Annotated in this window: 9 protein-coding genes; all 9 read left to right on the forward strand. The window is 38.8% G+C overall.

What is annotated here, in order from left to right; genetic code table 11:
* Positions 1–55 precede the first annotated feature (55 nt).
* The 9 genes from H1R81_RS10620 to H1R81_RS10660 all read left to right on the forward strand — a co-directional run bounded on the left by H1R81_RS10620 (position 56) and on the right by H1R81_RS10660 (position 22414).
* A complete protein-coding gene (locus tag H1R81_RS10620) occupies positions 56–2500 on the forward strand; it encodes an ABC transporter permease (RefSeq protein ID WP_181840685.1) in 2445 nt (814 codons plus the stop codon).
* Positions 2501–2573: 73 nt separating this feature from the next.
* Positions 2574–4991, forward strand: coding sequence for an ABC transporter permease (locus tag H1R81_RS10625; protein ID WP_181840686.1), 2418 nt, complete (start codon positions 2574–2576; stop codon positions 4989–4991).
* A gap of 69 nt (positions 4992–5060) precedes the next feature.
* Complete coding sequence (locus H1R81_RS10630) at positions 5061–7448, forward strand: ABC transporter permease (protein WP_181840687.1); 2388 nt, start codon at positions 5061–5063, stop codon at positions 7446–7448.
* 132 nt (positions 7449–7580) lie between these two features.
* Positions 7581–9968, forward strand: a complete 2388-nt coding sequence (locus H1R81_RS10635; protein ID WP_181840688.1) for an ABC transporter permease — start codon at positions 7581–7583, stop codon at positions 9966–9968.
* A gap of 125 nt (positions 9969–10093) precedes the next feature.
* Positions 10094–12460: an ABC transporter permease gene (locus tag H1R81_RS10640; RefSeq protein ID WP_181840689.1), complete on the forward strand. Its 2367-nt coding sequence runs from the start codon at positions 10094–10096 to the stop codon at positions 12458–12460.
* Positions 12461–12544: 84 nt separating this feature from the next.
* The gene (locus tag H1R81_RS10645; protein WP_181840690.1) at positions 12545–14959 is read left to right on the forward strand and encodes an ABC transporter permease; all 2415 of its coding nucleotides are present in this window, start codon (positions 12545–12547) and stop codon (positions 14957–14959) included.
* A 79-nt stretch (positions 14960–15038) separates the two neighbouring features.
* Positions 15039–17462 (forward strand): ABC transporter permease, encoded by a 2424-nt coding sequence (locus H1R81_RS10650; RefSeq protein ID WP_181840691.1) that lies wholly within the window; start codon positions 15039–15041, stop codon positions 17460–17462.
* 110 nt (positions 17463–17572) lie between these two features.
* Complete coding sequence (locus H1R81_RS10655) at positions 17573–19972, forward strand: ABC transporter permease (RefSeq protein WP_181840692.1); 2400 nt, start codon at positions 17573–17575, stop codon at positions 19970–19972.
* A gap of 12 nt (positions 19973–19984) precedes the next feature.
* Positions 19985–22414, forward strand: a complete 2430-nt coding sequence (locus tag H1R81_RS10660) for an FtsX-like permease family protein (protein ID WP_229251092.1) — start codon at positions 19985–19987, stop codon at positions 22412–22414.
* The last annotated feature ends 132 nt before the right edge of the window (positions 22415–22546 follow it).

The following is a 22546-nucleotide window of genomic DNA, read 5'->3' on the forward strand; positions in this document are numbered from 1 at the left end:
ATAGACGCTCTTAATCAACTTTTAAACAAGTCCCCCTTTAGGGGATAGGGGCATTATGATCAAAAATTATCTAAAAATCGCTTTTCGTAAGCTTTGGAAAAACAAGGTGCATACGGCTATTAATATAGCAGGACTGGCTGTGGCTTTTGGCAGCAGTATTTTATTGTACCTTACAGCCTCTTACGAATTTTCTTACGACACGTTTCACAAAGATGCTGACCGCGTGTATTGTTTATATTTCAATACAGCCGATAAAGGCGGAAAGCAGGAATACAGCGCTGCCATGGCCTATCCGCTTACGCCAGTTTTAAAGACTGAATACCCGGAAGTAGAAGCGGTTACAAGTTATAGTTGGGGAGCCGGAGAGCTAACGTATCAGGAAAAGAAATTTGAAAAAACTATCCAAACAGTTGATGCTGATTTTCTGAAAATATTTTCTTTCCCTCTGTTAAAAGGAAATATTAATACAGCTTTTGCTGATAAAAACAATATTGTTATCAGCAGGACAACGGCAGAAAATATGTTCGGTAAAGAAGAACCTATTGGCAAGCAAGTATTAGTAACCTTATCAAATGAGAAAACACCATTTATTGTTACAGCTGTAATAGATGATGCTCCAAAAAATTCTACTGTGAGATACGACGCTTTGATACGGACCGAAAATAATCCGGGTTATGAACCAATCAAAGATAAGTGGACAAGTCAGAATCATCAGGTATATGTAAAATTGGCTGCTAATATTTCCCAAGCTACTGCCGAAAAGCGTTTTGAGTCTTTGGTAAATAAATACATGAAGACCTCAGAAGAAGATGCGAAGAAGAACGGTCGCTTAAAAAATGCAAGAGGACAGTATCTCAGCTTATTAATGATGCCTTTAAAAGAGGTTCATTTCGATGAAATTACCGGTTGGGGTAGTGGTGTGAGTAAGAACTACATCTACACCTTATTGACCATTGCCTTACTGATTGTCTTAATCGCTTCTATTAATTTTATTAACCTTACCATTGCCAAATCGTTCACGCAAGCCAAAGAGGTAGGGGTTCGTAAATCTTTAGGTGCCAACAAAGGGCAGCTTTTCCTACAAGGCTGGGGCGAGGCATTTATGGTTTGTGTTGTTGCTTTAGTGATGGGTTTAGGTATGGCCTATGCTTTCTTGCCTCAATTCAATAAATTATTTGATTCCAGTCTTTCGTTAGATAATTTCCTAATTCCTGATAATTTAATCATAAGCCTTATAAGCTTTATTGTTATCACCCTTATTGCCGGGGGGTATCCGGCATTTGTTTCTTCCCGTTTCAATATTGTGCAGGTATTAAAAGGAAAACTGACCAGGAAAAAGCCCGGCTTGCTGCGCAACTCTTTAATCGTTGTTCAGTTTTCTATTTCCTGCATGCTAATCAGTTGTACGCTGGTCATTTTCACGCAATTAAAATTCCTGAGAAACAAGCCACTGGGATATAGTAAAGACCAGGTGATTAGTGTACCTATTAGTAATGCCTTAAATAGCCAGACGGCTGTACAGCAATTCCGTAATGAATTATCAAAATATCCGGGCATTGAATCAGTATCTGGTTCACAAATCAATTTTGGTAATGGCCTGGATGGAAGTTCCTCAAGAAGTACTTACGGATTTGATTATTATCCGAATGCAAGCGATACCAAAAACTCGAAGAGTATCCTTACGGACTGGGTACGCGTAGATTATGACTTCATAAAAACGATGGGCATCAAAACCATTGAAGGCAGAGATTTCAGCCCTTCATTTGGTACAGACTCTACAGCTTTGATTGTAACTGAGAGTATGTTGAAACAAATGGGTGAAAAGCATGGGGTAGATAAGTTTCTGATGCCTGATTCATCAGTTGGTAAACAAAAAATTATAGGTGTTATTGCCGATTTTAATTTGTACTCTTTGCGCCGAGAAAACAGAACTATCACCCTGGAAATGGCACCGAAAGGGAGAGTTAGCTATGTTTTAATAAGAACTGGCAATCAGAATCTGGCAGAGTCAATGGATTTAGTAAAAAATACCTGGAAGAAATTAGCCCCTAACGAAGAGTTTAAAGGCTCATTCATCAACGAAAACGTTGACCGCTGGTTTAATAAAGAAGAACGTCTCTCGCAGATCTTCAGCCTTGCCGCGGGTATTGCCATAATGCTCTCTTGTATGGGTTTATTTGCTATTGCCTTAATGATTATTGAGCAACGTACCAAGGAGATTGGCGTGCGCAAAGTTTTAGGTGCAAGTGTCAGCAGTATCGTCAATCTTATCTCGGTTGATTTCCTGAAAATGGTTAGTATTGCCTTTATAATAGCAACTCCGGTAGCTTATTATGCCATGCAGAGATGGCTACAGGACTTTGCCAATCGCACTGACTTGAACTGGTGGATTTTTGCACTGGCAGGCGTGCTTTTAGTAATAATAGCTCTACTTACGGTAAGCTATCATTCCATCAGAGCGGCTTTGATGAATCCGGTGAAATCATTGAAAACAGAATAGCAGAGGGAAAGGGCATAGGGCATAGAGTTTTGCCCTATGCCTTTACCTCCTCTGCCCCAAGCCTTACAAAATTATGATTCGTAACTATCTAAAAATCGCCTTTCGTAGCCTGCTTCGCAATAAGAGCTACGCCTTTATTAATGCTATTGGTTTGGCAGTGGGTATCGCCGCTTGTCTGCTTCTTTTTTTGATTGTACAGTTTGAGTCGAGTTTCGATAATTTTCATACAAAAAAAGAAAGGATTCATCAGGTGGTTTCCGAGTTTCATTATGGGGGTATCAGCTATGGCAGAGGAGCACCAATGCCAGTGCCATTAGCATTGAGAACCGATTACCCACAATTGGAAAAAGTAGCAGGGATAGCGGGTACGGGCGCTCAGATAAATATCTATGATGCTAAAACCAAAAGCATAGAAAAGAAATTTAAAGATGAAGGAGGTATGTTTTATGCCGAATCTGAGTTCTTTGAAATATTTGATTTTCCGTTGCTTTCAGGGAATCCTAAAACGATGCTGGCTGAACCTTATACGGCTGTTCTGACTCAGGAAATGGCAGAGAAGCTTTTTGGCGACTGGAGAAGTGCCATAGGAAAGACTTTTACAAGAGATAATGAGAAAGAACCTTACCGGGTTACGGGTGTTTTGAAAAATATTCCTAAGAATACTGATTTCCCCTTAAAAGTTGTACTCTCATACAAGAACTTCCTGATTAATAATAAAGGTAATGCCGATGACTGGGAGAGTGTATCGGGTAGCTGGAATTGCTTTATTCTGCTTCCTCCGCAGATGTCGGAAAAGCAGTTTAATGCCTTAATGCCTGCTTTCGATAAAAAGCATAAAACACCCGAGCAAAGAAGCCGTGTACGTAATTTTATCCGCCCATTAAGTGAATCGCATTATGATAGCCGCTTTGGCAACTTTGCGCACCATACTATAAGCCCTGAAATGATTTGGGTATTAGAGATAATAGGCGCATTTTTACTCTTAGTTGCTTGTGTAAATTTTATTAATTTAGCCACGGCGCAAGCGGTAAATCGTTCAAAAGAAGTAGGTGTGAGAAAGGCACTTGGGAGCAATAAAGCGCAATTAAGAGGCCAGTTTTTAGGAGAAAGTGCTTTAATCACGGTTATATCTGTTTTATTAGCTATTCTATTAGCAATCATCGCTTTACCTTTCTTAAATACGCTACTTAATTATAAACTAAGTCTTTCATTTACAGATAATCCTGTTTTATTACTATTTTTATTAATAGCAGCTGTCGTTGTAATCTTCCTGTCAGGGTTTTATCCGGCTATGGTTATTTCTGGTTTTAACCCTATTCTGGCGTTGAAAAGCAAGGTAACGGCTAAGTCTATCGGTGGTATCTCTCTCAGACGTGGACTGGTGGTATCTCAGTTTGTGATTGCTCAGTTTCTGATTATTGCGACTTTAGTTGTGGTAAGCCAGATGAACTATTTTCAGACGGCTTCCATGGGTTTTGATAAAGAAGCGGTTATCAGGGTGCCGGTTCCAAACGATAGTCTTGATCAGGTTAAATTTCAGTCGCTCAAAACACAATTGCAAGAGCAAACAGGCATAAAAAATGTGAGTATCGCTTTCAGATTGCCGGCAGATAATAACAACTGGAATAGCCCTTTTCAATATGACCATCGCCCAAAGGATACTGATTTTTCCGGCTTTTTAAACTGGGCAGACGCCGATTATTTCAAAACCTTTGATTTGAAATTCGTAGCAGGCAAAGGATATTCTCCAAGCGATACCGTTCAGGGTTATGTGGTGAATGAGACAATGGTGAAAAAACTGGGTGCAAAAAGTGCTGATGAGGTGTTAGGCAAAGAGATTAATTTCTGGGGAGGAAAAATGAAAGCGCCTATTGTAGGGGTTATTAAAGATTATCATGCTACTTCGTTACATGGGGCTATCCCTCCATTAGTAATTGCCAGTAATAGAAATTTCTTTAATACTATAGGTATAAAGTTAGAAGCCAAAAATATGCAAAGCGGCCTGGATGCAGTAGAAAAAATCTGGACTAAATTTTTTCCGAATTATATTTATGAGTATCAGTTTGTCGATAAAAACATAGAAAATCTTTATCAACAAGAAAGACAACTTTCTACGCTTTATCAACTTTTTGCAGGTATTGCCATCTTTATCTCATGTCTGGGTTTATATGGCTTGGTATCATTTATGGCCGTGCAGCGTACCAAAGAAGTAGGTATCCGCAAGACCTTAGGTGCTTCTGTAGGGCATATTGTTTATTTGTTTTCTAAAGAATTTACGATACTGATTGGCGTTGCTTTCTTGATAGCAGCCCCGGTAGGATATTATTTTATGAATGATTGGCTGAAACAGTTTGAATATAAAATAGACCTTGGTGCAGGAGTATTTCTGATGGCTATTGTTGGGTCTATCATGATAGCGTGGCTTACTGTAAGTTATCAGGCCATAAAAGCGGCACTGGTTAATCCGATTAAATCGTTGAGGTCAGAATAGCGAGGGGCAAAGAGCATAGGGGAAAACTCATGCCCCATGCCCTCTGCCTTATGCCCAAAGCAAAAAGATATGATACGCAACTATTTCAAAATTGCCTTTCGGAATCTTGTAAGAAACAAGGTTTATTCCTTCATCAATATCATGGGGCTTGCCGTAGGTATGGGCGTTGCCATGTTGATTGGTCTTTGGATTAATGATGAATTGAGCTTTAATAAGTCTTTTGCTAATTATAGCAAATTAGGTCAGACTTATATGAATCAAACCATTAATGGTCAGGTAGGTTCACAAATGTCTATGGCGCACCCTTTAGGTAAAGAACTGCGGGAGAAATATGCCGATTTTAAAGATGTTGCTATGGCTGATTGGGGAAATACACATATTATAGCCTATAAAGATGCTAAATTTTCTCGTGTAGGCTTGCACGTAGAGCCGCAGTTTACCAGAATGTTTTCTTTGAAAATGGTAAAGGGCGTGCAGGATGGATTACAAGAAATTAATTCGGTAATGATTACCGAATCATTGGCGCAATCGCTTTTTGGCATTGAGGACCCGATTGGAAAAATTGTTAAAACTGATAATAAGTCTGATTTAAAAGTGACAGGCGTTTTTGAAGACTTTCCGAATAACTCAGATTTTGCTACAGTGGATATGCTTACTCCCTGGGCTTATTATATGTCGCAGGAAAGGTGGGTAAAAAACTCTGCCGACAGATGGAATGATAACTCTTTTCAATGCTTTATTCAGCTCAATGAAAAAGCAGATTTTGAGCAGGTTTCGGCAAAAATCAAAAATATTGTGCTAAATAAACGTAATAAAGAGGACAGACATTCAAAACCGGAGCTCTTTCTGCATCCAATGAGTAAATGGCATTTATACTCTGAGTTTAAAAATGGGTTCAATGTTGGCGGACGCATTCAGTTTGTATGGTTATTTAGTGCCATAGGTATTTTTGTATTGCTACTGGCTTGTATCAACTTTATGAACCTGAGCACAGCCCGTTCAGAAAAGAGAGCCAAGGAAGTAGGTATCCGCAAAGCTATCGGGTCGGTTCGTTCACAACTGGTTAACCAGTTTCTGAGCGAATCTATGTTGGTTGTTTTGTTGGCCTTCTTTATAGCCATTGCATTAGCAAATACCTCATTGCCCTGGTTTAATGAGCTGGCAAGCAAAAAAATGACAATGCTATGGACGAATCCTGTATTCTGGATTATCAGTCTGGCTTTTGTCGTAGTCACAGGTCTATTAGCTGGCAGTTACCCTGCTTTATATCTTTCCTCGTTTGAGCCTGTTCGGGTACTCAAAGGCACCTTCAAGGTAGGTAAATTCGCTTCAATCCCACGTAAAGTATTAGTAGTTGTACAGTTCACAGTTTCAATTACACTAATTATCGGTACTATAATTGTGTATAATCAGATTCAGTATGCCAAGAACAGACCCATCGGGTATGACCGCAACGGTTTGATTTACATTGATATGAATACACCAGATTTATACGGTAAGTATGATGTCATAAAAAATGATTTATTGAATACGGGAGTGGTAGAAAATATGGCCGAATCATCAAGCCCTATGACAGGTGTCTGGGCAGATAATTTTGGTTTCTCGTGGGAAGGTATGGAGCCCAACCTTAATCCGCTTTTTGGTACAATAGCCTGTACGCACGATTTAGGTAATACGGTAGGATTTCAGTTTAAAGAAGGGCGTGATTTCTCAAGAGAATTTAACACCGACTCATCCGCTATCATTCTGAATGAATCAGCTGCCAAAATGATTTCGCCAACAAAAACAGGCCTGGTAGATAAAATTATTACCTGGAATGGAAGAAAGTATCATGTAGTGGGTGTGATTAAAGATATGGTGATGCAATCGCCGTATGCGCCTATTCTACCTACTGTATTCTTATTGGATTATGAATGGGCTAATGTCATCACGATTAAACTGAAACCATCTTTAAGTGCTAATGAAGCAATAAGCAAAGTGGAAGCAGTATTTAAGAAACACAATCCGGGTAGCCCGTTCGATTATAAATTCATTGACCAGGAGTTCGGACAAAAATTTGCCGCCGAAGAGCGTATTGGTAAATTGGCTTCTTTCTTTGCAGCTTTAGCTATCTTTATTTCCTGCCTGGGCTTGTTTGGCCTGGCTTCTTTTGTAGCCGAACAACGCACCAAAGAAATTGGCATCCGCAAGGTATTGGGGGCGACCGTAACTAATTTGTGGACATTATTGTCAAGAGATTTTGTGCTTTTGGTAATTATTTCCTGCCTGATTGCCATACCAATTGCCTACTATTTCTTAAACGACTGGTTGCAGAAATATGAGTATCGTACGGGTATTTCCTGGTGGATTTTTGCAGTATCAGGCGGTGGTGCATTGGCTGTTACTTTATTAACCGTGAGTTTTCAGGCTATCAAAGCAGCCTTGATGAATCCGATTAAGTCATTGAAATCAGAATAAAGGCCGCCCCCGGCCCCTAAAGGGGTGTTGCTTACGCATGAGTATTTAATTCTCCTTTACGGATGCTCATAGTATAATTATAGGGGTGATTTTCAAACTTTTTAAACGTCCCCCTTTAGGGGCTAGGGGTTTATGATTAGTAACTATCTCAAAATCGCCTTTCGAAACCTTATCCGGAATAAGGTTTTTAGTTTTATCAATATTATAGGGCTGGCGCTTGGTCTGGCTGTGTCTACACTTATTTTGTTGTTTGTCTCGCATGAGGTGAGCTATGATACATTCCATAAAAATTACAAGCGGATATATCAGGTAGGGGCATCATTGAAGATGGGCGAGCAGCAGTTTAACTTTTCTAATATGTCGCCAAGATTAGGGGATGCACTGAAAGAAAACTCAGCATCAGTGCAGGCTGTCGGAAGAAAAGCAGCCCCCTGGAATGTAACTTTAGAAACTGACCCGAAACACCGTTTTGATGAATCAGGATTTGTTTTTGCCGATGAGGGTTTCTTCAAGGTATTTGATTTTAAGATTTTGCAGGGGAATATATCTTCTATTACCAGACCTTATACAATTTTTCTGACGCCCGAAATGGCTTTTAAATATTTCGGCAAAGAGAATCCGATAGGAAAGACCTTAAAATGGAATAGAAAAACAGATTTGGAGGTTGTTGGAATCGTTGAAAAGAATCCTTCAAATTCAAGCATTGAGTTTAATTTCCTTACCTCTCTTTCTACAAATATTTTAGAGAATAAAAAGAATTATCCCGACTACTATACGGACAAAAAATTAAACGAGATTGCCACTGGAGATTATGAAACTTTCTTATTACTTGATGCTGCTGAAAGTGAGCCGAATGTATTAAATATACTTAAGAAAATCACTGCGGAAGATTCGGCGAATAAGGATATTACTTTTAGACTTAATTACTTTGCCAATCATTTAGGTGTGGGGGGAGAAAAATTGAGCGACCGATTGATGTATGTATATATTTCTTCTGCAGTAGCTATTCTGATATTGCTTTTAGCTTTGGTCAATTTCATGAATCTTACTACCGCAAGAGCCACTACCCGTGCCAAAGAAGTTGGTGTCAGAAAATCAATTGGGGCGAACAGACTTGGATTAACTACTCAATTCTATGTAGAATCGACCCTGACGATTTTTATTGCTTGTACATTAGCTATTGTCTTATTTAAAGCCCTTCAACCTGTTTTATATAAATTACTTGAATTAAAAATAGATATTGGCTTTTTACTCAATCCCTATTTTTTGGTTTCTCTTGGTTCAGTTTTACTAATCAGCATATTGTTGGCAGGAAGCTATCCGGCCTTCGTATTGTCTAAGTTCAATCCTATTGAGGTCTTAAAAGGTAAATTTCAGGGCAAGGGTAATGCAGCTATTAGGCAATCCTTAACTGTCTTTCAGTTAGCGGTCTCGTCGGTACTTATCTTCTGTTCAATTATCATCTTCGGGCAAATCAAGAAGATGCGAGCCAAGAATTTAGGCTTGAATAAAGATCAGATAGTAACCATCAATTTAGATGGCCAGGCTCGCACGAAAAATCAGGCCTTGTTGAATGAAATTAAGCAAATTGACGGAGTACAAAATGTATCAGGTTCTAAACATAGAATTTTCGCGGAGGGCTATAATGTAACAGGACTAAAGAAAATTGGTGCTAGGGATAACTCCATAGCATCAATGGTGGGCACAATTATTTTTGATGTGGATACTTCTTATATGGATTTATTTGCGATTCAATGGAAAGTGAAGCCTGAAAGACTGCCAAGTAATCTGAAAAACAAAATCTTATTGAACGAATCGGCTGTGAAAGCACTTGGTGGGAATGTGGATATTATTAAAAATTTGGAAATGGGGCAAGGCGAACCTGTAGAAGTAGTAGGGGTTTTCAAGGATTTCAATTATATCGATGTGAAACATGAAATAAAACCTTTAATGTTAAAATTCATTACAGATACGCAGGAAATGAATCACATCAATATCAAAATCAGTAAAGAGGCAGATATAGTCAATACCATTGCACAAATTGAAAAAACCTATAATGGTTATAAGGTGGAAAGTGCCTTTACCTACTATTTTGCTGATGATTCGTTCGATAAGCTATTCAAATCAGAAGACCGCATTGCTAATATCTTCGGAGCATTTACGGGCATAGCCATTTTTATTGCCTGTTTAGGCTTATTTGGCTTAATAACCTTTATGGCCGAGCAAAAAACTAAGGAAATAGGTATCAGAAAGGTATTAGGGGCAACTGTATTCAATATTACTACTATGCTTTCAAAAGGGTTTTTAAAGCTGGCAATGGTGTCTATTGGTATCTCTGTCCCTATTGCTTATTATGCCATGACTCAATGGCTACAGGACTTTACCTATCGCATTGAATTGTCATGGTGGATATTTGCAGCAGGAGGTATTGGTATAACGTTGCTGGCCTTACTGACAGTAGGGTATCAGGCCGTTAGGGCCGCATTGATGAATCCGGTAAAGTCATTGAAATCGGAGTAAAGCATCCCCTAAAGGGGGCTGTTTGCATACGAGTATTATTATGATCTTTTAAAGAGTTTTCCTTTAGGGACGGGCCTCTTATTCAACTTTTAAAAGTCCCCTTTTAGGGGTTAGGTGCGTGTTGTATGATTAAGAACTACTTCAAAATAGCCTTCAGAAGCTTGTGGAAAAATAAGCTTTTCTCCTTCATCAATATTGTTGGCTTAGGCCTCGCTATGACCTTCGGGCTTATAGGTCTCATGCAGGTTCAGAATGTTTTTGAATTTGATAATTTTCATCCATATCCGAATCAGACCTATAGGATTCTGACAGATTTTAAAGATGAAAAGGGCAAAGAACTTTCTTATGCTACCTCTCCTTTTTTGCTGGCAGAAAAGCTCAAAAACGATTATGGATTTGTAGAAAAATCTGCCAGGGTCATTCGCTTTTTTTCGGGAGAAATGAACAATCGAATCAAAACGATACGGGTGAATGGCATTTATGTAGACCCTTCATTTTTTGAGATTTTTGGTTTCCCTTTAGAAAAAGGCGCATATCCTGTTGCTCCCAATACGGTTGTTTTAAATCATGAAACAGCCGAAAAGTTTTTTGGTACAACTGACCCAGTTGGTAAAACTATTACTCATCACGACTATGGTGTATTTACGATTACTGGTGTATTGAAGCCATACAAGTACAGAGGTACGCATTTCAGGAGTGACCTTATGGTGTCAATGGCTACTTTTACTAATCTGAATAAAGATAAAGAAGATCTCAAAAACTGGTCAAAATTCGATACGTACACTTTTGTACTGCTTAACAAGAATACAACTCCTGCTACACTCGAACGAGCTTTAACTACCGTTGCAAAAGACAATACAAAAGAGACTGATTTTGGCAAAACAAGCCATAAGTACCGTCGTCAGTTGCTTAGAGATATTTCTCCTGATTTTGAGAGATTAGAGAAAAACGCCTATGTAGACGATGTCTTTAGTTTATCTGTCAATTTTCTGATGGCTTTGGTTATTATTATTCTGGCAGGGTTCAATTATACCAATCTTACTCTGGCTCGCTCTTTAAGTAGAGCGCGAGAGGTGGGTGTCAGAAAAGTTTCCGGTGCGGTACGAGGACAGTTGGTAAGTCAGTTTCTGATAGAAGCCATCGTTTTAGCATTTTTTGCCTTATTGATAGCCTTTACAAGTTTCACTGCTATCAAACAGTACATTCATCTTTCGTGGATTGTATGGGAGGTAGATGATAAACTATTGATGTGGGGGATTTTCGCAGGATTTGCTTTGCTGACAGGTATTATTGCAGGCGTATTCCCTGCCCGTATTTTATCAAGGTTTCAACCTGCACAGGTTTTGAAAGGAGAATTAGGCCCAGGTACTTTCGGGAAACTTAGTTTACGTAAAAGCCTGATAGTAATTCAGTTTGTAGTAACCCTGGTCTATATGGCACTGAATGTAACCATGTATAGCCAATTTGAATACATGGCTACTGAAAATGATAACTTTAACCGCAAAAATATTCTTAATATTACTTTAACAGGTAATGATTATAAACTACTCCAAAACGAGCTTTCTCATTTATCGGGAATAGAAAACATTGGCTTGACATCTGATGCTTTTGGCAGTGGGGCGAGTCAGTATGCCATAAAAGCCAGAAAAACAGACGAAAACATAGCGGCCTTTCATTTTTCGGTAGATAAGCAATTCATTAATAACATGAAGCTTGATCTGATAGCAGGGGGAAACCTACCTGATGCTACGGTAGATTCGAGCGGCAACTTTGTGTTGTTAAACGAAAAAGCAGTTAAAACACTCCATTTAGGCACACCACAAGAAGCTATCGGAAAGATGGTTTTCCTTAATAATCAAACTGAGGTATTGGTAGCAGGCGTACTCAAAGATTTCTGTTTTTCAAATTATGAGTTTGCCGTAAATCCAGCGGTTTTTCAATACAATCCCAAGCAGTTTCGCATACTTTCTGTCAAAACAGCCGATGCAGCTGATGAGTCAGCCTTATTGGCCTCTGTTGAGAAAATCTGGAAGCGCTATCACCCTTATGAAGCAATGGTCTACTCGTGGTATGCGCAGGAATTGTATGAACGTTATTTCCCAACAGAGGATATGCAGTTTTCTGGTATTACTATTTTAGTTGGTTTTGTCATAGCCATTATGGGTTTATTAGGCATGGTTACTTATAGTACCGAGAAACGAATCAAGGAAATTGGTATCCGTAAAGTGTTGGGAGCAAGTGCGAATGAGATGATACGGTTGCTTTCTTGGAGCTTCCTGAAACTCTTATTGATAGCGGCTTTAATTGCCTTTCCAATCAGCTATTTAAGTAGCGCATTGGTATTGAGTATCTTTACTTTTAATCCGGGCTTAAACTTCGGGTTATTGATTGGTAGCTTCGGATTGATTTTTCTGATAGCCTTATTGACTATTGGTTTCAAGACTTATCAGGCTGCGTCAACCAACCCGGTAGAGAGTTTGAAAGTGGAGTAATAAACTGTTAAATTAACTTAAATGAAATGAGAATGATTAGTTGAGGTGGTAACTTCAAATTTTAATCATCAAAATTTCAAAATTATGTTAAAAAACTATCTGAAAATATCCTGGCGTAATCTCATGAAACGTAAGTTTTATACTATGGTTACGATTTTCGGTCTCTCGGTCGGAATCACATTTGCTTTGTTGATAGGGAGCTATGTATGGGGCGAATTAAGTGTGAATAGCAAGTTACGGAATCTGGACAATCAATATATGATTCAGAGCAAATGGAATAAGGAAAATATGGGTGGAGAGATTACAACCTTAGGACCTATAGGAAAAGCATTAAAAGCGAATTATCCGGCTCTGGTAGAAAATTATCATCGCTTCGATGCTGTAACCACCATTGTTTCAAAAGGGGATAGGGTTTTCAGAGAAGATCTTCAATTGACAGATTCAACCATGCTGACAATGTATGGCTTCCCGTTAATACAAGGCAATCCGAAAACAGCATTGAATGAACCCAATACTATGGTGATTTCGACAGATCAGGCTATTAAATACTTTGGTAAAACTGATGTAGTTGGACAAACGCTCAGGATTGAATCTTTTTCTGGTGAGAAACGGGATTTTATGATTACAGGTGTGTTGGGTGATATACCTTACAATTCAGTCACTAATCTTGTTACTCCCAATCATAAACTTCCTGTTCTGATATCGTTTAATAATGCGCAGTTCTTAGGGCGCAATGGATATGATTTCTGGAATAATGCTTATATCGTTAATTATATTGAATTAAAAAAAGGAATCAGAAAAGAGGATTTAGAAAAACCGATGAAGCAATTAATTGCTACTAATGCTTCTAAAGAAATCAGCGATAACCTACACGCTTATCTGAAGCCTTTAAAGGAGGTTTATTTGGAGGCAAACAATGGTCTGGTTAAAAAAACAATTCTGACATTGAGCTTAGTGGCCCTGTTTATCCTGTTAATGGCCGTTGTTAATTTTGTGAATATCTCTATTGGCAATTCTTCTTCCCGTTTAAAAGAAATAGGTGTAAGAAAAGTATTAGGTAGTATGAAAGGGCAGGTACTTCGTCAGTTTTTAACAGAATCTGTCATTATCAGTTTATTTAGTTTATTGGTTTCTTTATTGTTCTACCAATTTTTCAGGCCATTTTTCTCTCAGATATTACAAAAAGACATTGCTTCTCTATTTAGTGCTTCGACTTACTTCTATCTGGGAGCTATTGGCTTAAGTTTATTTATTGGGATATTAGGTGGACTTTATCCTTCTTTTGTTTTGGCGAATCTGCCCTTGGTTGATTCAATGAAAGGGAAGTTGAAAACGGTGAAAGAAAACATCTTCTTCAGACGGGTCTTACTGGCTTCTCAGTTCACAGTTGCCTTATTTGTATTTGGTGGAGCAACAGTTATCTCTCAACAGGTGAATTATTTTTTTACGGAAGACTTAGGCTATAATAAAGAATCTGTTTTTTCGGTCAGAGTTCCTCGTGACTGGTCGCTCAGAGGAGTCGAGAAAATGGAAACAGTAAGAAATGAGATTGCAAAACTGAAAGAAATCAAAAACGGAAGCTTAGCCTGGGAGATTCCGGACGGGGCTACAGGATTCAGCAGTGCGATTTACAGGTTAGGACAAGACTCAACCAAAGCCTTTTATGCACCTACGCTGATAACCGACGAAAAATTTGCTCAAACGTATGAAATACCGATAGTTGCAGGGCAGTATTTCCAAGCTCAACAAGGTACTTATCAGCCTGAGAGAATGGTGTTGAATGAAGCAGCTATTAAGGCCTTAGGCTTTAAAAATGCACAAGAGGCAATAGGGCAACAAATAAGGCTTCATTATTTTCCGAGACCCTTTACGATAGTTGGTGCAACCAAAGACTTCCATTTTGAATCTATGCACAAAGCTATAGGGCCAACGGCATTTATGCAGGTAAAAGATAACCCCTTTTATCGTTATTTATCATTCAGGCTGAACTCAGCGAACCTGAGAGAAGCCATGAAAAATATTGAAAAAAAATGGTATGAATTACTACCTGATGCACCGTTTGAATATACGTTCATGGACGAGACCTTGCAGAAACTCTATCAGTCGGAGGTACAGTTGAAGCAAGCTGCGGAAGTAGCCACTACCCTTGCCATTGTGATAGTCTTATCCGGCATTTTAGGTATGGTCTCGTTAAGTATAGTCAGAAGAACCAAAGAAGTAGGTATCCGTAAAGTATTAGGGGCTTCGGGTATCAGTATTGTTTTTTTGTTTCTGAAAGAGTTTCTGATTGTGGGGGCATTAGCCATCCTGATTGCTTTCCCTTTAGCGGTTCTGAGCATGAATAGCTGGTTGCAAAACTATGCCTACCGCGTAGAATTAAGCTGGATTACCTTTGCCTTTGTCGGGTTTGTTTTCGTAATGATGGTTGCCTTGTTAGTAGGTTTCCAGACTCTGAAAGCAGCCAGGCTGAATCCGGTGAAAAGTCTGAAAATTGAATAGCTGAGGGCTAAGGGCAGAAGGCAAGGAGCAAAACCTTGTATCTCGCGCTCTATGCCTTCTGCCCTTACCAAATACAAATATGATACGCAATTACTTAAAAATCGCCTTCAGAAACCTGCGGAAGCAAAAGGGTTTCACTTTTATCAACATCGCAGGGTTAGCTATTGGTATTACCTGCTTTTTGTTGATTGGATTGTATGTAAAAGATGAATTGAGCTACGACCGGTTCAATAAAAATGCTGACCGCATTTATCGTGTAACACGTGTTTTTAAGTCAAACGATGGGACTGTTAGCCTGCATTTAGGACACGTAGCTCCGGCATTTATGCAGTATTTCCAGAGCGATTTTTCGGAAGCTGAGCAAATTACCCGATTATTTGGTCAGCAATCTGTAGTCAACAGACCTGAAAATCCTGAAAAGAAATATCAGGAATCAAGTATGTATTTTGCGGAGGCAAATATTTTTAAGGTATTTTCTTTTAATATGTTGTCGGGTAATCCGGATAAAGCACTGGTTGAACCATTTACGGTAGTCTTATCTAAACCCATGGCAGAAAAGTATTTTGGTAGTGAAGATCCTATAGGCAAACTGCTGAAAGCTGATAGTAAGTATGAATTGAGAGTAACTGGTGTTTTTGAACCTTTACCAACCCAATCTCATTTTCATGCTGATTTTCTGTTGTCGATGAATACGCTGAATGATGACAAGATTTATGGCAAAGACAATATGAACAGAGACTGGGGGGGAAATAATTTTGCTACTTACTTTCTGATGCCCAAAGGCTATGATATGTCAAGAATTGAAAGCCGGATGAAAACATTTCTTGATACACACCTGCCAGTATATGATGGCAGGAAGGGGTCTCAGTATTCAAACCTGATTTTTCAGAAATTGACTGATATTCACCTGTACTCGCATCTGGATTCGGAGCATGAAGCAAATGGGAACATTAAATACGTATATACCTTCTCTGCTATCGCTTTTTTTATTCTGTTAATTGCCTGTATCAATTACATGAATCTGGCTACGGCTCGCTCGGCAGGCAGAGCTAAAGAAGTGGGGCTTCGCAAAGTAGTAGGTGCTATACGGGCGCAATTGATAGGGCAATTTTTAAGTGAATCATTGTTGCTTACACTTTTTTCATTAGCAATTGCATTGGTAGCTACCGTGTTATTGATTCCAGCTTTGAATGATTTCACTAATAAATCATTGACTTTCACTAATTTATTCGATTATAAAATTATTCTCCTCATTATTGGGGTTATATTCTTTACCGGAATTTTGGCAGGGAGTTATCCGGCATTCTTCCTGACTGCTTTTCAGCCTGTAGAGGTACTGAAAGGAAAAATAAAAAATGCCATGAAGAACGGGCGTCTACGGCAGGTTTTAGTAGTAATGCAGTTTTCAATTGCCTATATCCTAATTATCAGTACTGCTATTATCTACAAACAATTGAGTTTTATGCTTACTCAAGATGTTGGGTACAAAAAAGATCAGGTAATTGTGATGCGTGTGGGAAATGATAGTTCGGTAGATTTTGAGAGTTTTAAACAAGAACTGAAACGTCAGACAGGGGTAAAAAATGTAAGCCATTCTTCAAGAACACCTACTGGGCGATTGCTTGATTCTCAAGGTGCAAAAGTAGCAAAGGGAGATTCTATGGCTCCCACGAGTACTGTAATAAAAGCACTCTCAATAGACCATGATTATTTATCTACGTATGAACTTAAATTGGTGGCTGGCAGAGACTTTTCGAGGGATTTCAAATCAGATGATTCAACAGCTTATATTCTAAATGAAGCGGCAGTAAAATCGATTGGCTGGAAAAGCAATGCAGATGCTATTGACGAAGCGTTTGAATATGGGGGTAAGAAAGGTAAAGTAGTTGGAGTTGTTAAAGATTTTCATTTCGAGTCTTTGCATCAGAAAATTGTGCCTATGGTAATGTTTTTTAATAAGGGCTGGCGAAGCTGGCTTTCGATAAATATGGCAGCAGGAGATTTTCAGAAGACTATTGCCAATATTGAGAAAACATTTAAAGTATATATGCCCGATACTCCGTTCAGTTATCAGTTTTTAGATGAACGTTTTAATAAACAATATGAAGCCGAGCAGAAGCAAAGATCATTATTCATGATTTTTGCAGGTATATCTATTTTTATTTCATGTTTAGGTTTATTTGCATTAGCTGCTTTTATGGCTGAACAACGCCGCAAAGAAATTGGAGTTCGCAAGGTATTGGGTGCCTCAGTAGGTAGCATTACCACTTTACTTTCAAAAGATTTTATCAAGCTGGTAGTTATATCAATTCTGATTGCCTCACCTATTGCCTGGTACGCTATGAGTGGCTGGCTGACGGATTTTGCCTATCGCATTGATATCGAATGGTGGATTTTCCCTGCAGCAGGTCTGGTTGCAATCCTGATAGCCGTAGCAACAGTAAGCTATCAGGCTATTTCAGCTGCATTGGTGAATCCGGTGAAAAGTTTGAAGTCTGAGTAGTTTCTTAGAGGCGAATGCAAAGGTCGAGACAGGGCATTGCCCTGCCTCGACGAAGATAATAGAGATTTTTTTTTTTACCAATACAAAATCCCCATTTAGGGGTTAGGGGCATGATTAAAAACTACTTAAAAATCGCCTGGAGGAGCTTATTAAAAAGCAAGCTTTTTACTGCTCTCAATTTATTAGGTCTGGCCTTAGGGCTGACGGTATCACTCTTGTTGATGCTTTACGTAAAAGATGAATTATCTTTTGATAAGTACCACTCAAAGGCTAAGGATATTTATCGGGTTGGGGTAACCGCTACTTTTGATGGTAAAAGCCAGAAATGGGCTAATGCACCTAATATAGTAGGCCCAACTATGAAAGATGAGATTCCGGAGGTAATAGAGCAGACACGAATACTCTGGAATGACTTTGGTCAGACTGCCTTTGTTAATGCGGGGGACAAGAAATTTGCAGAGAAAAGACTATACTGGGTTGATGGGACGATTTTTGAGCTTTTTGATATAAAACTCCTGCAAGGAAACCCGAAAGTAGCATTGCAAGACCCAAACAAAGTTATACTGAGCCAATCGACAGCCAGAAAATATTTTGGTGATGAAAACCCGATAGGAAAAGTATTAAAAGTAGGTAGCAAGTATTCTTTAGAAGTATCAGGGGTTTATGAAGACCTGCCTCATAATTTTTCATTGGATGCTGATTTAATGGGCTCATTCAATAGTGTAGAATGGGCAGCTAAACGGTTGTATTGGAGTAATTCGAGTTATGAAACCTATTTATTGATGACACCTAATGCGAGTCAGCAAAAAGTAGAAGCGCAAATGACAAAGATTCTGGAAAAGAATATTCCGAATAAAGAAGATCGTTGGTTTTCGCTCTGGTTACAACCGCTGACAGATATACATCTGAAATCGGGCGATATTTCAAATAGTAATACCACTCGTAAAGGTGATGCCAGTCAGGTAAAAATATTATTGATTCTGGCTCTGGTTGTGTTGGTAATAGCGTGTATTAATTACATGAATCTGGCAACGGCACGTTCACAAAAGCGTTTTAAAGAAGTAGGTATTAACAAGACTATAGGGGCTACTAATCGCCAGTTAATTGGGCGTTTCTATACTGAAACCACACTTACAATTTTTCTGGCATTATTGTTAAGTTTGAGCTTCCTGATACTGGCATTACCAGTATTTAATCAGTTGGCGGGTAAGAACTTATCAATTGCTAATATTTTTACGCCTGAAGTAGGCATAGGGTTACTATTGGTTTTTGCTTTTGTTACCTTCGTTTCAGGCTCATATCCTGCATTTTACCTCTCTTCTTTTGCACCCAAAAGCCTGTTACAGACATCAATTACTAAAAAATCAGGAGCCGGATTTTTCCGTCAGTCTTTGGTTGTTATACAGTTTTCTGCCTCAATTGTTCTGATTATCTGCACCTTTATCTTTTTTCAGCAGTTAAAATTTATTCAGAATAAAAAATTGGGCTATAACCCAGAGCAGGTTGTGGCTGTGATGACCTCAGGTGCTGAAAATAAAGAACAGATTGATGGTTTGATTAATAGCTATAAAGCTTTGAGCAATGTAGTTGAAACATCGCGAGCCCAAACTTATTTAGGCTTTGGCGGAAGTGGCCGTTCGATGAGTAAGGCAGATAACCCCAAAGAGTCATTCGCTGTTACTACTAATCGTGTAACAGGAGATTTTGCAAAGGTTTTAGACCTGAAATTTTTAGCAGGGAAAACATTACCTCTTATCAAAGATGAAAAAGATACAACTGTGCAAATAGTAGTGAATGAAACAACTGTAAAGTTGTTAGGCTATAGAACGCCGCAGCAAGCAATCGGTAAGTTTTCGGATAATTTATTCTGGAATCGCAAGGCTGAAATTGTAGGGGTGGTAAGAGATTTTCACTATAATTCTTTTCATCAACCTATTGGTTCTTATGCTTTTCACAATTGCGATACTGAGGGAAGACCTTACCTTCTCGTTAAGGTTAATACAAGCGATTTAGGGCAAACCATGAGGCAACTGGAGGCTACTTTCAAAAAGAGTATTCCGGCATCAGCTTTTGAATATGTATTTCTTGACCAGTTCCTGGATACGCTCTATCGAGCCGAAACCCAGACGGCTAATGTAGTCTTATTGTTTTCGGGCTTAGCTATTCTGATAGCCTGTTTAGGATTATTTGGTTTGGCCGCTTACACAGCCGAACAACGCACGAAAGAAATTGGTATCCGTAAGGTATTGGGAGCCTCAGTAGCAGGTATCACTACTTTAATATCTAAAGACTTTCTGAAATTAATCATTATTTCAGTTCTGATTGCCAGTCCTTTAGCCTGGTATTTTATGGAAGAATGGCTCAAAGGTTTTGCCTATCAGGTTACCATTCAATGGTGGGTATTTGTCATTACAGGGTTGATTGCCGTATTAATAGCACTGCTGACAGTTAGCTCACAGGCGATCAGAGCTGCTTTAGTGAATCCGGTAAAATCATTAAAAACGGAATAAATCGCAGCGGGCATGGGGCTTGGAGCACAGGGTAAAAATGCTTTGCTCCATGCCCTATGCCTCATGCAAAAAATCATGAAACTCAAATTTACACTCAGAGTCTTAACCAGAAATAAGCTCTTTACTGTGCTGAATATAGCCGGGCTTGCCTTGGGTATGGCGGGAGGGATATTGGTTTTTCAATTAGTGAAATACCATTTAAGCGTAGATGCTTATCATAAAAACGCCGATAGAATCTACCGGGCAGTAGTTGATTTACATTTGGAAGATGGCTCAATAGAAAGAGAAAGAGGAAGTGCATATCTGTTACACAGCACCCTCAAAAAAGATTTTTCTGCTGTTGAACGTACTGCTTATCTTGCACCTAAGTCAATGACAATTGCAGTGACCGCCAATAACGCAGTGTATAAATATTTAGAAAATGAATCTGCGGCATTTACGAATGCCGATTACTTCAACATATTCGATTATGCGTGGAAGATTGGAACCCCTGAAGTTTTAAATGAGCCTAACAAGGTGGTTTTGACAGAACGTTATGCTCAGAAGTTTTTTGGCTCGCAAAACCCAATCGGGAAGCGTATCAAACTTGAAAATCAGCAGGAAGTAACAGTAGCGGGTCTTTTAGAAGATTACCCTACCAATACTGATTTGAAAACTGATATATTTGTTTCATTGCCAACACTTAAAATTTTAATGCCTAATTATGGCTATGAAGACTGGGGATGGATTAACAGCGGTAGAGAAACATTTGTTTTACTGCGCTCAAAAGATTTGAAAGAGGATTTTGAAAAACAAATGCCCGCTTTTTCAAAAAGATATTATGGTGCAGATAGCGAAGTCTTCAGGTATCATCTTCAAAGTTTATCAGACATTCACTTTAATATTGATTATGGTGGAAAAATTAAAAAATCTACTATTGATTTGCTCTTAGTGATAGGTGCATTGATGATTATAATTGCCTGTATTAATTTTATCAATCTGTCAACGGCACTTGCATTCAAACGTTATAAAGAAGTAGGTGTCAGAAAAACTTTGGGTAGTTCTGAATTACAGATTTTCTGGCAGTTTATCACCGAAACAACTGTTGTGGCTGTGTTGTCGGTAGTTCTGGCAATGATTATTGCGAATGTATCTGCCCCGATATTGAGCCAGTGGTTAAAGACCCCAGTCAGCATTAATATTTTCGACGATGTTAAACTGATGGGTTTTATTGTGTTTTTGGTGATTGCTATTGTGTTTATTGCAGGGTTATATCCGGCAATGGTTATTGCCAGTTTTAACCCTTTAAAAGCACTGAAAAGTATTACAGAACTGCCTAGGAAATTTACATTAAGAAAAGGTCTGGTAATAACGCAATTCAGTATTGCCTGTATTCTGATAGCTGTTTCAATACTTGTGGTTTTGCAGTTGGACTACCTGAACAATAAAGATTTAGGACTTAGAAAAGAACTGGTTTTACATGTAAATATACCAACTTCTGAAAGCACCAGATTAGCCATTTTTAAAAATCAATTGCTTCAACAGGCTAATATTGAAAACGTTTCGTTTTTCAGAACTGCCCCGTCTTCAAAAGCGGGTAGTGGCGGTAGTATTAAATACGAAGGAAGAGATTGGGAGAAATTCATGGCAAGATCTAAAATGGCCGATGAGGCCTATGTTGATACCTATGGTATAAAACTTATAGCGGGGCGTAAACCTGTGGCTTCTGATACCTTGCGTGAGTTGTTGGTGAACGAAAAGCTGGTAAAAGATTTAGGACTAAAGACACCGGGAGAAATTCTGAATAAAAAATTGTTGGTAGGTGATCTGGATAAAACAGGGATAGTGGTAGGGGTAGTGGCGGATTTCAATAATACAGACCTTTACACCGGAGTTGAACCAACGGTAATTATGACATCACGTGTTCATTATCATTATGCAGCTATTCAATTAAAAGCATATAACTCTAAGAGTGTTCAGGATATTGCTAAAATATGGGAGCGATTATATCCCGACAATGTATTTGAATATTCTTATTTTAAAGATGATGTAGCACGTTTTTATGAAAGAGAGGAGTTAATCAGTAATCTTACCAAGACTTTTGCAACATTGGCAGTTTTTATTTCTTGTCTGGGTCTGTTCGGGCTGGCTACTTTTTCTATCAGGCAGCGCACCAAAGAGATTGGCATCAGAAAAGTACTGGGCGCTTCGGTTTTCAGCATTACCACTTTGCTTTCGGTTGATTTTCTGAAACTGGTTTTCGTTGCTTTGTTTGTTGCTATGCCAGTGGCCTATTATTTCATGGCACAATGGCTGCAGGATTTCGCCTATCGTGTGTCTATTGAGTGGTGGATATTTGCAGCCACCGGAGCAGTAGCTATACTGATTGCCATCATGACCATCAGTTATCAGGCCATCAAAGCCGCATTCATGAATCCGGTGAAGAGTTTGAAATCAGAATAAAACGAGCCCCTAACTCTTAAAGGGGGACTACAAATATCTCGAACACCTATTTTAGTATTTTTTCTGATAGGATTGATATTTCAATTAGGGGATACTAAATATTTCATTATTCAATTTTAAATCCGCCTTTAG

Origin of the sequence: Emticicia sp. BO119 (assembly GCF_013912375.1) — a bacterium.
In the GTDB taxonomy this organism is placed as follows: domain Bacteria; phylum Bacteroidota; class Bacteroidia; order Cytophagales; family Spirosomataceae; genus Emticicia.

Excerpts from the sequence above, each read along its gene's own strand:
- H1R81_RS10620 (WP_181840685.1), top strand. The coding sequence starts at position 56 with ATGATCAAAAATTATCTAAAAATCGCTTTTCGTAAGCTTTGGAAAAAC.
- H1R81_RS10625 (WP_181840686.1), top strand. The coding sequence starts at position 2,574 with ATGATTCGTAACTATCTAAAAATCGCCTTTCGTAGCCTGCTTCGCAAT.
- H1R81_RS10630 (WP_181840687.1), top strand. The coding sequence starts at position 5,061 with ATGATACGCAACTATTTCAAAATTGCCTTTCGGAATCTTGTAAGAAAC.
- H1R81_RS10635 (WP_181840688.1), top strand. The coding sequence starts at position 7,581 with ATGATTAGTAACTATCTCAAAATCGCCTTTCGAAACCTTATCCGGAAT.
- H1R81_RS10640 (WP_181840689.1), top strand. The coding sequence starts at position 10,094 with ATGATTAAGAACTACTTCAAAATAGCCTTCAGAAGCTTGTGGAAAAAT.
- H1R81_RS10645 (WP_181840690.1), top strand. The coding sequence starts at position 12,545 with ATGTTAAAAAACTATCTGAAAATATCCTGGCGTAATCTCATGAAACGT.
- H1R81_RS10650 (WP_181840691.1), top strand. The coding sequence starts at position 15,039 with ATGATACGCAATTACTTAAAAATCGCCTTCAGAAACCTGCGGAAGCAA.
- H1R81_RS10655 (WP_181840692.1), top strand. The coding sequence starts at position 17,573 with ATGATTAAAAACTACTTAAAAATCGCCTGGAGGAGCTTATTAAAAAGC.
- H1R81_RS10660 (WP_229251092.1), top strand. The coding sequence starts at position 19,985 with ATGGGGCTTGGAGCACAGGGTAAAAATGCTTTGCTCCATGCCCTATGC.